The organism is Sphingobacterium sp. SRCM116780 (assembly GCF_021442025.1).
Lineage (GTDB): Bacteria > Bacteroidota > Bacteroidia > Sphingobacteriales > Sphingobacteriaceae > Sphingobacterium.
In genome coordinates this window covers 3,288,388-3,300,455 of the sequence record NZ_CP090446.1, presented here as the reverse complement: position 1 = coordinate 3,300,455, position 12,068 = coordinate 3,288,388, and the positions used below count along the sequence as shown (strand labels likewise).

General features: G+C 34.4%; 11 protein-coding genes. 5 read left to right on the top strand and 6 right to left on the bottom strand.

Annotated elements, in window-relative coordinates:
* Window positions 1–36: 36 nt before the first annotated feature.
* The 5 genes from LZQ00_RS14135 to LZQ00_RS14115 form a co-directional block, all read right to left on the bottom strand.
* A complete protein-coding gene (locus LZQ00_RS14135; protein ID WP_234509922.1) occupies window positions 37–810 on the bottom strand; it encodes an endonuclease/exonuclease/phosphatase family protein in 774 nt (257 codons plus the stop codon).
* Between the two features lie 77 nt (window positions 811–887).
* On the bottom strand, window positions 888–1,907 hold the full coding sequence (gene recA / locus LZQ00_RS14130) for a recombinase RecA (RefSeq protein WP_234509921.1): 1,020 nt from the start codon (window positions 1,905–1,907) through the stop codon (window positions 888–890).
* An 82-nt stretch (window positions 1,908–1,989) separates the two neighbouring features.
* Entirely contained in the window at window positions 1,990–2,658 is a 669-nt protein-coding gene (gene nth, locus LZQ00_RS14125; RefSeq protein ID WP_234509920.1) for an endonuclease III, read from the bottom strand.
* 53 nt (window positions 2,659–2,711) lie between these two features.
* Window positions 2,712–2,897 carry a hypothetical protein gene (locus LZQ00_RS14120; RefSeq protein WP_234509919.1) on the bottom strand — a complete coding sequence of 62 codons (186 nt, stop codon included), beginning with the start codon at window positions 2,895–2,897 and terminating at the stop codon, window positions 2,712–2,714.
* Between the two features lie 66 nt (window positions 2,898–2,963).
* Window positions 2,964–4,595, bottom strand: a complete 1,632-nt coding sequence (locus LZQ00_RS14115) for a S8 family serine peptidase (RefSeq protein WP_234509918.1) — start codon at window positions 4,593–4,595, stop codon at window positions 2,964–2,966.
* A gap of 149 nt (window positions 4,596–4,744) precedes the next feature.
* Between LZQ00_RS14115 and LZQ00_RS14110 the strand changes: the two genes are divergently transcribed.
* A complete protein-coding gene (locus LZQ00_RS14110) occupies window positions 4,745–6,898 on the top strand; it encodes a S9 family peptidase (protein ID WP_234509917.1) in 2,154 nt (717 codons plus the stop codon).
* Window positions 6,899–6,934: 36 nt separating this feature from the next.
* On the opposite strand, the gene LZQ00_RS14105 is transcribed toward LZQ00_RS14110, so the two are convergent.
* A complete protein-coding gene (locus LZQ00_RS14105) occupies window positions 6,935–7,126 on the bottom strand; it encodes a hypothetical protein (RefSeq protein ID WP_234509916.1) in 192 nt (63 codons plus the stop codon).
* Between the two features lie 671 nt (window positions 7,127–7,797).
* Between LZQ00_RS14105 and LZQ00_RS14100 the strand changes: the two genes are divergently transcribed.
* From LZQ00_RS14100 to argC, 4 genes are all read left to right on the top strand, one after another.
* On the top strand, window positions 7,798–8,514 hold the full coding sequence (locus LZQ00_RS14100) for a GNAT family N-acetyltransferase (protein WP_234509915.1): 717 nt from the start codon (window positions 7,798–7,800) through the stop codon (window positions 8,512–8,514).
* 62 nt (window positions 8,515–8,576) lie between these two features.
* Window positions 8,577–9,764, top strand: a complete 1,188-nt coding sequence (gene argG, locus LZQ00_RS14095) for an argininosuccinate synthase (protein ID WP_234509914.1) — start codon at window positions 8,577–8,579, stop codon at window positions 9,762–9,764.
* A 10-nt stretch (window positions 9,765–9,774) separates the two neighbouring features.
* Window positions 9,775–10,221 carry a GNAT family N-acetyltransferase gene (locus tag LZQ00_RS14090; RefSeq protein WP_234509913.1) on the top strand — a complete coding sequence of 149 codons (447 nt, stop codon included), beginning with the start codon at window positions 9,775–9,777 and terminating at the stop codon, window positions 10,219–10,221.
* 54 nt (window positions 10,222–10,275) lie between these two features.
* A complete protein-coding gene (gene argC, locus LZQ00_RS14085) occupies window positions 10,276–11,295 on the top strand; it encodes an N-acetyl-gamma-glutamyl-phosphate reductase (protein WP_234509912.1) in 1,020 nt (339 codons plus the stop codon).
* Window positions 11,296–12,068: the final 773 nt, after the last annotated feature.

The window sequence follows — 12,068 nt, the reverse complement described above, 5'->3', positions numbered from 1 at the left end:
CTTAATAGATCTTCTTCGACTCATGCTCATCGCATATTATTTCTTGTATATTTCGACATAAACAGGTCTATGATCACTAGCATATGTTTCTTCTAACACATGATGTTTTCTGAATTTGAATTGATTCGCTTTGTTTAACATAATAAAATCAATCTCACGATTCGGATTCATTTCAGGGATTGTGAATCCATTTTTTATCTGACTCCTTGTGAATATGCTATCTAAATTTTGAATAACTTGTGATTCGGGTTTTGCATTTAAATCACCAACTAGAATAACTAAGTCTTTATCATCCTTAAATTTATCAAGAATGAAAGAACTTTGTGCAAGTCTATTTTCTTCTTTCAGATCAAGATGGGTATTTGCAAATTTTATTGTCTTTCCATTTACTTGGATATGAATTATCGCTAAACTTCTCTTTTCACTGACGATAGGAGAAGGAAGTTCGAAACGTTCTGTCTTGACAATTGGATATTTTGAAAGAATAACTGTTCCATATTCACCAGCATCTAGATTTATTCCTTTAGAAAAAAAGTAATGCATTCCAGTAAGTTCAGCTAATTTTTTTGCTTGATCAATATTTTGAGATCGGCTTAGGTCAATATCTATTTCCTGTAGACCTATTAGATCTGCATTTGATTTTTTTATGATTGCTGCAATGGTATCTAGGTTGATAACACGTACATCTTCACTAGGAGGGTTGGCGTGGTGGATGTTGTACGTCAATATCTTTAATTTTTGTGCAGAGAGTATTAACGAACTGCAACATAACATGGAAAGAATAAAATAAGAAAGAATATATTTTTTCATGAGTATAGGTTTTTCAAAAATAAATATAGCCATTCTTTTGGGAATGGCTATACCTAAATTGTTTATATAATATAAAATTAACCTTCTTCTGAAACTAGATTAGGATCTACACCAGAAACTTCCGCTCTAATTTTAGCTTCTAATTCATCTGCTAAATCAGGATTGTCATGTAATAATGCTTTTACGGCATCACGACCTTGTCCCAATTTCGTTTCTCCATAGCTAAACCATGAACCTGCTTTTTTAATGATATTATATTCAACTCCTAAATCGATGATTTCACCAACTTTAGAAATACCTTCGCCAAACATGATATCAAATTCTGCGATACGGAATGGAGGAGCTACTTTATTTTTAACAATTTTTACTTTTACGCGGTTACCAGACACTTCATCTGAATCTTTGATTTGAGAAGTACGACGAATATCCAAACGTACAGAAGCGTAGAATTTTAATGCGTTACCACCAGTCGTTGTTTCTGGATTACCAAACATAACACCGATTTTTTCACGTAATTGGTTGATAAAAATACAACAGCAATTAGTTTTTGAAATAGTACCTGTTAATTTACGTAAAGCTTGAGACATTAAACGTGCCTGAAGTCCCATTTTGGAATCTCCCATCTCACCTTCAATCTCACCTTTAGGTACTAAAGCTGCAACGGAGTCAATGACGATAACATCAATAGCTCCTGAGCGAATTAAGTTATCCGCAATTTCTAACCCTTGCTCACCATTATCAGGTTGTGCAATCAATAGATTTTCTACATCAACGCCTAATTTCTGAGCGTAATATTTATCAAAGGCATGTTCAGCATCTATAATTGCTGCAATACCTCCTAACTTTTGAGCTTCAGCAACGATATGAGTCGCTAAAGTTGTTTTACCTGAAGACTCAGGGCCATAGATTTCAATAATACGCCCCTTTGGAACACCGCCAATACCTAATGCAATATCAAGACCCAAAGAACCTGTTGAGATTGATTCGATTGGCTCAACAGCTGTGTCACCTAATTTCATAATGGCGCCTTTACCATATGATTTTTCTAATTTATCTAATGTTAGCTGTAACGCTTTTAATTTGTCTGGACTGCTCATATTTTTAGTATTGATGATTCAAAAGTACACATTAGTTTTTAATTTGCAAAATATTTTTACTAAAAAAATTAGCTCAACTTATTTAACTAATTTTTTCTTTAGTTTCTTTAACTCGATAAATCTTTTCAAAGTATTTACACATGTAGGTAATCGCACATACGTCACATTTTGGTTTTCGAGCTAAGCAAACATAACGTCCATGTAAAATCAACCAATGGTGTGCAATAGCAATAGTATCTACAGGTAAATATTTGACCAACTGTTTTTCAACGGCTAATGGAGTTGTAGCTCTGCTTGTTAATCCTAGTCGATTACTTACACGAAAGACATGTGTGTCGACGGCCATAGCTGGTTTGTTATAAACAACTGAGGAAATAACATTAGCAGTTTTTCTTCCTACACCAGGTAACTTGATTAAATCTTCTATTTTTTCAGGAACAACAGAATGAAAGACATCGACCAACATCTTTGCCATCCCAACCAAATGTTTGGCTTTATTGTTTGGGTAACTGACAGATCTGATGTAGGTAAACACTTCTTCGGGCGTACTGTTTGCCAAAGCTTCAACAGTAGGGAATTGTTCAAAAAGTTTAGGAGTAACTAAATTTATTCGTTTATCTGTACATTGGGCAGATAGTATAACAGCAACTAATAATTCATAAGGATTACCGTAGTTTAATTCTGTTTGTGCATCTGGGCTATTTTTAGAAAAATATTCTACAAAAGCGTTATATCTATCTTTTTTCAACATATGAATCAAAGATAGTTAAGTTTTTAAAAAATAAAAAAGGCTTAATCTTAAGATTAAGCCTTTCCGTTTACTACCGATTTTGAGTAATTCAAAATGCTTTCAATACAGGAATCACTAGGATCCATCATGATCTCTGGTAGTTGAAGTTTTAATTGATTTTCAACATCTTCTGTAGAAACTCTCAGTTCTGTTAAAACATCTTTTACTTCATTTTCAGTTGTTGTAAAGTTTTCGACCATACGCAATAATTGTAGTTAAATTTATAAGTAAAACGTACAACAAGATGCGAATATTATGTCAATATTTTATTTTTTCTTTTTAATGATATATTCATTTGCTTTTTGAACAGCTTTATAGGCATTTACAATACCTCCAGAAATTGAAATATCTGCTAATTTTACAGTTTTAAAAGATCCATCTTCCAATTTGATACGCACAGAATCATCGAGTTTTGTAACAGAATTCATAATAATTTCTTTTGTTTCCAAAGCCGTCAATTGTGGATAATAAGAACGTAACATAGCTGCTAAACCTGCCACTACAGGAGACGCCATACTGGTACCTTGTTCCTCCTTATATTCAGAATGTGGTGTGGTTGAATTGATGTATAGTCCTGGAGCAAACACATCAACAGATGCTTTTCCATAATTAGAAAATGTTGCTAAAAGCTCTTCATTTTTTCGAGGACCAGTTGCCCCCACAGTTATCCAAGCGTCTGCAACACCTGTAATAGCGCCTAAACTATCTGTGAAAAACTTATTTGGATAATTTGGTGATATATCGTTATCCTCACTGTCATTTCCTGCAGCATGAACAAGGAGCACATCTTTAGACATAGCGTACTTAACAGCGGCATCAACGGTTGGTTTATTGTATGCATATCCCTTTCCAAAACTCATATTGATAACTTTAGCACCATTGTCTACAGCATAACGTATACCATTTGCCACATCTTTATCGCGTTCATCACCGTCAGGAACAAGACGGACAGATAAGATTTTTACATTGTCTGCTACTCCTTTAATTCCGATACTGTTGCTACGATCTGCAGCTATAATACCTGCGACATGTGTTCCATGCAATGCATCAGGACCAGTGACGTCTGAGTTACCATAGTGATATTCACTAGCATCATCGTAGTTGTCTCCGATAATGGAACGCGAATCATATTCTTTATTTAAGTGATAGGCAACCTGATTACCGAAATAGTCAGCTCCTTCTTTTAGATCGTTATAAAACTTTTGAAATCCACCAGCTTTTTCGATTTCTTCCTTAGCAATTCTTATTGCTATTTTTTGACGAGAACCCATTGGATTAAGCTTGTCGAAATCAGCAGTAGTGATTTCTGATTTATCTTTGTTGATCTCTTTTACTAGGTTGTCAATGTTGTCCTTTAATCCAACATAATTCAACGAGCCATATCTTGCTTCGTCAAGCTTAGTGTTATACACCTCAACCATTTTCAAATAAGCATTATAATCTCGTTTTTCTTTATCTGTCATAGTTGTTGAAGCTCTTACTTCAGCATATTTAGACTCATTTTTACGGATTAATCTTGTCAATTCTAAATTATCGAAATGCACATTCTCACCCTTCGCATTTCCGATAAAATTCCAGCCATATTTATCATTAATGAAACCGTTTTTGTCATTATCTTTTCCATTGGAGATACTATCTTTGACATTAACCCATAAAACACGCTTAAGATCTTCGTGATTCACATCCACTCCTCCGTCCAATACAGCAACAATAACAGGTGTTGATTTTTTATCTTTTAATAAGGTTTGGTAAGTCTTTTCTGTACTTATACCTAATACAGAGTCTTGTTCAAAATCCAAATTAAACCAATTTGCAGGTATATTTTCGTGTACTTGAGCATGCCCCACTGTGGGTATTAATCCTATAGCAAATAAATAGAGAAGCCTTTTTAAATTCATTTTTTGTAATTTTAGTTACGATTAGCAAATATAATGCTAGTCCCAAGTTTAAAATGTTAATTTTTATTAAATAATGCGAATGCAACCCTATTTTTACTTTTCGCAAATGTATAAGTCCAGAATTTTTGCACGATAGAAAGGCAATAAAAATGTATAAAGAAGTTACAAGTATGATAATCTTAAGTACCGTATGGGGAACAACTCCTGCACAAGAATCTCCATCAGGAATATTGAAATTAGAAGGAATTGAAACTCCTGTGGCAGCTGTAAAGCCGCACATAAGGAGTATACATAACGATCGGGTTATCGATAATTATTATTGGATGAACGATTTTTTTAAAAAAGGTCCCGACTCTGATTTGGTTATAGAGTACTTAAAAAAAGAAAATGACTATACCAATATGGTCATGGAGCCAACAGCGGATCTTCAAAAACAATTGTTCAATGAAATGAAGGCCCGAATAAAGGAAAAGGACGAATCTGTTCCTTATCTGAAAAATGGATATTATTATTACAGCCGTACAGAGGAGGGGCAACAATATTTTAAATTTTGTCGAAAAAAGGGTAATCTAGCTGCTCCAGAGGAGGTTCTATTAGACGTTGATAAAATGGCAGAGGGATATGCCTATTATGCTGCTACAGGATTTTCAATAAGTCCCGATAATAATCTGATGGCTTTTGCTGTTGATACAGTATCTAGAAGAGAATATACAATTTTCATTAAGAACCTGATTTCAGGCGAAATCTATAAAGATGAGATATCGAAAACATCTGGTAGTTCAACTTGGGCTAATGATAACAAAACACTTTTTTATACAGCCAAGAATCCAATTACTTTATTAAGTGAAAAAATTAATAGGCATACCTTAGGCGCTGATGCAATTACTGATATAACGGTCTATCATGAGCACGATAATACAAATTATATAGCTGTTGGTAAATCTAAAAATGGACAATATATTTTTATTCAATCGGAGGGTACGCTTTCTTCAGAGATTTATTATCTTAAAGCAGACGATGCCAACGGTACATTTCAATCATTTCAAGCAAGAAGGGAAGACGTTCTCTACCATGTTACAGCATTAGAAGATCGTTTTTTAATTGTTACGAATGATGAGGCTAAAAATTTTAAAATTATGCAATGTCCATTGGCTAAAACCAATAAGGAAAATTGGACAGTTTTTATCCCACATCGAGAAGATGTTTTGATTAATGAAATTGATGAATTCAAAGATTTTCTTGTTATTTCAGAACGTAAGAATGGCTTAACACAATTAGCCGTTCGCAATTTGAAAGATGAACAACAGCACTATCTTAATTTTGGAGAAGTCGCTTATACGGTCTATCCAAGTACAAATCTAGAGTATAACACCGAAAAATTGCGCTATGGGTATACCTCTTTGGTAACACCTTCTTCCACTTTTGAGTACGATATGAATTCAAAAGTCAAGTCTTTGTTAAAGCAACAGGAAGTCTTAGGAGGATATCATACTCAGGAATATATAACAGAACGCATTTTTGCGAAAGCACAGGACGGTACACAAATTCCAATTTCTATAGTTTATAAAAAAGGAATTAAAAAAGATGGTTCGGCGCCTTTACTCTTATACGCATATGGTTCCTACGGAGCTTCTATGGATCCTACTTTCAGCAGCACCAGATTGAGTTTATTAGATAGAGGATTTATCTATGCAATCGCCCATATTCGTGGTGGAGAAGAAATGGGTAGACAATGGTATGAAGATGGGAAAATGATGAAAAAGATGAATACATTCACAGATTTTATTGATTGTGGACAGTTTTTAATCAACCAAAAATATACAAGTCTTGGACATCTTTATGCTCAAGGCGGAAGTGCTGGCGGATTGTTAATGGGTGCGGTCGCTAACCTAGCCCCCCAACTTTGGAATGGTATTATCGCACAAGTTCCTTTTGTCGATGTGGTCAATACCATGTTGGATGACACCATACCATTAACGACCAACGAATATGACGAATGGGGAAATCCCAATAATAAGGAAGCATATTTTTATATGAAGAGTTATTCCCCTTACGAGAATATTCAGCAAAAATCGTATCCAAATATGCTCGTTACAACTGGGCTTCATGATAGTCAAGTACAATATTTTGAACCTGCAAAATGGATAGCAAAGCTAAGAACGATGAAAACAGATAAGCATATTTTGTTATTGAAAACCGATATGGAATATGGTCATGGGGGAGCTTCAGGTAGATTTGACTATCTCAAAGATGTCGCACTTAATTATTCATTCTTATTTACATTGGAACACATTGAAAAATAAATCATAAATAGAAAAAAGCGCCATCGACGCTTTTTTCTATTTATGATTTAGACTATCTTTTTTTTCATCCTGTTCTATTTCTCTTGAATCTAATTGATGTTGCTGATAATTATCGATGGCAACTTTACTTGCTTTTTGAGAAACATAGATGGCAAGAATAGAGATGATGGTTATGATTCCTAATCCCCATGCATATTTTTGTTTATCCTGTTTGACTAACCAGTACATGAATATAAAATACGGTATACCGAAAATGCAATAAAAAATGATACTAGGTGTGCTCATAATGATGTCATGTATTATGGTGAACTTTATTTGTTAACCAATCGACTGCAAAATTATCTAATTTTAATGAGAATACTAGAAATATCTATTTCTTTATTTTTTTAAATCATTGATTGCAAGTTATTAATAAATGAAGTTTTTTGTTATCATATTGGTTTTGCTATTGCTTGTTTATTTTAAGAATTAATCCTATTTAAGTGTTTGATTTAGAGTTTGTACATGCTTATTTTTTCTGTTTTTCTCGTTTTTTGTCATTTTACAAAAAATGAGCACAATTATTGCAGAAAAGAAAAAAATTATTTTATACATTTGCACGGTCAGAAGGATGACAATAAATAGAAAAATGAAGAATAACAAAACATATACGCTCTCTCCTTTACAGACTTTTAAGAAATCTGTAGAAAGAGTATATTGTTCTTTTATTTTTGTTGAAGTTCTGGTACTTCGTTTTCGACGACCCATACTACCTCGGGCTTGATATGAGGTAGTCACTTTTCTTTAAGTAATATCATCAAGTCCGATGATGGCGCTCCACGATTTTATTATTAATAATTGTTTTTTTTATAACAAAACCCAACTTAGGTTGTTCGTTTTATTATTTGAGTTGTAAGTCAATGACTAATTCAGATTTTTTAATTATTCCCGCAAAACCAGAGCATACACATTATGCTGATCAAATTTGTGATGAAATGTTCGAGTCCGCAAAAGCTCGAGGAACTGGTATTGCTCGTCGTAAGCCAGAATACGTTGCCAATAAAATGATGGAAGGGAAAGCAGTAATTGCTTTACATCGAGACGGCAGATGGGCTGGTTTTTGCTATATTGAAACATGGGGCCATGGTGACTATGTGGCGAATTCAGGCTTAATTGTGAGCCCTGAATTTCGTAAAGTTGGGTTAGCCAAAGCGATTAAGAAAAGAGTTTTCGAACTTTCTCGTGAAAAATATCCACACGCAAAGATTTTTGGTTTAACGACAGGCTTGGCAGTTATGAAAATTAACTCTGAACTAGGATATGAACCCGTTACCTATTCGGAATTGACACAGGATGAGGAGTTCTGGAAAGGATGTCAGAGCTGTGTGAATTACGATATCTTGTTGAGCAAAGATCGAAAAAACTGCATGTGTACAGCCATGCTATGGGATCCTGTTGATAAAGAACGTGAATTGAAAGAAAAGATCCAACGTAAAGCAGAGGCAAAGGAAAGATTAGAACGTATTACGCAAAAACAATCTTTATTGAAGCGTATAGAGGCAAAATTATGGAGATCAGTAAAGAAATTTATTGCTGCAAATTTTCCTAAAAATAAAAAAGTAATTAAGGAGTTTTAAGTTTTTTATATTTTTGTTGCAGCCTCTTTTGAGAGGAATTGTCAACGAATTAATCCAAAAAGATGAAAAAAGTAGTTTTAGCATTTAGTGGCGGTTTAGATACATCATTCTGTTGTATTTATTTGACACAAGATTTAGGTTTAGAAGTTCACTCAGTAGTAGTTAACACAGGTGGTTTTTCTGATGAAGAACTAAAACAAATTGAAGAGCGTGCTTACGCTCTAGGTGTGAAATCACATACAGCTATCGATGAGACAGAGGACTATTATCGCGAAACTATTAAATATCTAATTTTTGGTAATGTCTTGAAAAATGCGACATATCCATTGTCTGTATCTGCTGAACGTGTATGTCAAGCTACGGCTATTGCCAATTACGCAAACAAAATTGGTGCTGAATGTGTAGCACATGGATCAACAGGAGCAGGTAACGATCAAGTACGTTTTGATATGATTTTTCAAACGTTAATTCCTGGCGTTGAAATCATTACACCAATTCGTGATTTAAAACTATCACGGGAAGATGAAATAGCGTATTTGAATAAACATGGAGTTGAATATTCTGCTGAAAAAGCGAAATATTCCATTAATAAAGGTCTTTGGGGCACATCCGTTGGTGGAGCAGAAACATTGACGTCGAATCAATATTTACCAGAGTCGGCTTGGCCTACAGCGGTGACATCAACAGAACCTCAACAGATCACAATAGATTTCGTAAAAGGAGAGCCTGTAGCGTTAAATGGTAAAATATTAGATTCTGTACGTGTTATTCAAGAATTACAAGCGATTGCTCAACCCTATGGTATCGGACGTGATATTCACGTAGGTGATACAATTATTGGAATCAAGGGTCGTGTAGGATTTGAAGCAGCAGCAGCGGTTATCCTGATCAAAGCACACCATGCTTTAGAAAAACATACCTTGACCAAATGGCAATTAGCGTGGAAAGACCAAATAGCAGGTTTCTATGGTAATTATATGCATGAAGGTCAAATGCATGATCCAGTCATGCGCGATATTGAAGCGTTCCTGAAGTCAACTCAAGAAACGGTAACAGGTCGTGTGATTGTAGCATTACACCCATACCGTTTTGTTGTGATTGGTATTGAATCTGAACATGATTTGATGTCTAATAAATTTGGTACTTATGGTGAAATGAATGCTGGATATACTGGAGATGATGTGAAAGGATTCTCTAAAATATTTGGTAATCAAACCATCATTTGGCATAAAGTGAATAACAAAGGCTAATGAAACAGTCATGATTCAACAAGCAACTCTTGAAAATTTAGATGAACTGGTAGAATTATTTGATTTATATCGTATTTTCTACAAGAAGGAATCTAATAAGGAATTTGCCAAGACTTTTTTGTTAGATCGTTTACAGAACAAAGAGTCAATTGTTTTTATAGCTTATATCGGTAAAGAAGCAGTAGGCTTTACACAATTGTATCCACTGTATTCTTCAGCAAGGATGGAAAAGAATTGGATACTAAATGACCTTTATGTTAAGGAAGAAGCAAGAAAGGCTGGTATTGGCGAATCTTTAATTAAAAAAGCATTCTCTTTTGCGAAAGAGAATGGAGCTGTTTTCGTGCAGCTTTCAACTGCGGTTGATAATTATACCGCTCAAAGTTTGTATAAGAAAATAGGATTCGAATTGCAAGAACCAGACAACAAGTTTCTTCTTTTTAAGAAAACTGTTTAAAATTTAATGGGTATAATGGTTACATTATACCCATTTTTTTAATATTTTAGAATAATGGAAAAAATTAAAGTTGGAATTGTTGGTTCAGCAGGGTATACAGGAGGTGAGCTGTTACGAGTATTGATTTATCATCCTCAAGTTGAAATCGTATTTGCACATAGTGCTTCCAATGCTGGTAATAAAGTATATGAAGTCCACAATGATTTATTTGGAGATACAGAATTAACATTTGGTTCAGCGCTAAGTGATGCTATAGATGTCTTGTTTTTATGCGTAGGACATGGAGATGCTAAAAAATTTTTAGATTCAAATCAGATTGCAGATCATATCAAAATTATTGACCTTTCGCAAGATTATCGTCTACGGGCAAACAACACTTATCAAACTAAAGCTTTTGTTTATGGATTACCAGAACTTAACCGAGAACAGATAAAAAAAGCTGATTACATCGCTAACCCTGGTTGTTTCGCAACCAATATACAGTTGGCACTATTGCCTTTAGCAGCAAATGGTTTTCTTCCAGATCAGGTTCACGTAAATGCCACTACGGGTTCAACAGGAGCTGGACAAAAGCCAGGGGCAACGACACATTTCTCTTGGAGAAATAATAACCTGTCAGCATATAAATCTTTTGAACATCAGCATTTACAAGAAATTTCCGAATCATTAGACCAGCTACAGGCAGGATTTCTACCTCAATCAGAATCATCACTATTGGATCGAGCAGCTGAAAAAATAAATTTTGTACCACAACGTGGTGATTTTACACGAGGAATTTTCTCTGCGATTTATGTAGATATAGCACTGTCTGAACAAGAAGCATATGCGTTATACGAAAACTATTACGCATCTCATCCTTTTACACACGTAAGTCGTAAAAATATAGATTTAAAGCAAGTTGTAAATACCAATAAAAGTATCATACATTTGGAAAAGCACGGAAACAAATTACTGATCCTGAATGTAATAGATAATCTATTAAAAGGTGCATCTGGACAAGCCGTACAGAATATGAATTTGATGTTTGGATTGGATGAAAAAGCTGGCTTGAATTTGAAAAGTGTTGGATTTTAGAATCAACATATAACTAAATAAAATTGCTCCGCAATGATACAGTGCCCCCAAAAAGTTAAACACTTTCTGTGGGCATTTTTTATGAAAGAAACAGAGTTCGAATTTTAAGCTTCATAGCATAAAGTAGATGATAAATATTATCGTGTTTGGTGGAAGCCTCTGCAGAAAAATAGACATCCTCAATAGATAGAAATTGAAGCTGAAGAATGCTTTTCTTGTATCTGCTATGTCTTATACTAATCTAGGATAATCACCAAATGATATATAGCTATTTCAGGACAGCTGCCTTAATTACGTTTTCTTCAAATCTAACAAATCATATTATTAGATAATCAAACATTCTCTATGTCTCGACGAGAAAGCTTTTTCTCTACCCTCCATGCTATTCCTAGGTAGGGCTAAAGCAGTGCCTAAGTAGTGCCTAAGCAGGGTATAAGCGTAGACTAAGCGTACATACAGTATTAAAAGTATACCTATAACGCACTATCAACGCACTTAGTACGCTCTTACCATCTCCAAATACTGTGCTCTCTTGAATAACGCTTTATCTACGCTTATACCCTGTAGTATCCCTGCTTAGCGACTAGATCAAGGGCGAATAAGATACTCAATGAACATTCAATTAAAATTTTTAAAGACATTGCTGTTATCTTCATTCATCATGCTCCCATTTTATTTTCTTGTCACTTAACTCCATACTACATATTTGGTTAATGACAAGGAACAATAGATATAAAATAAGACGTTTTAGAATTTTTGCAATCGATTGTGTA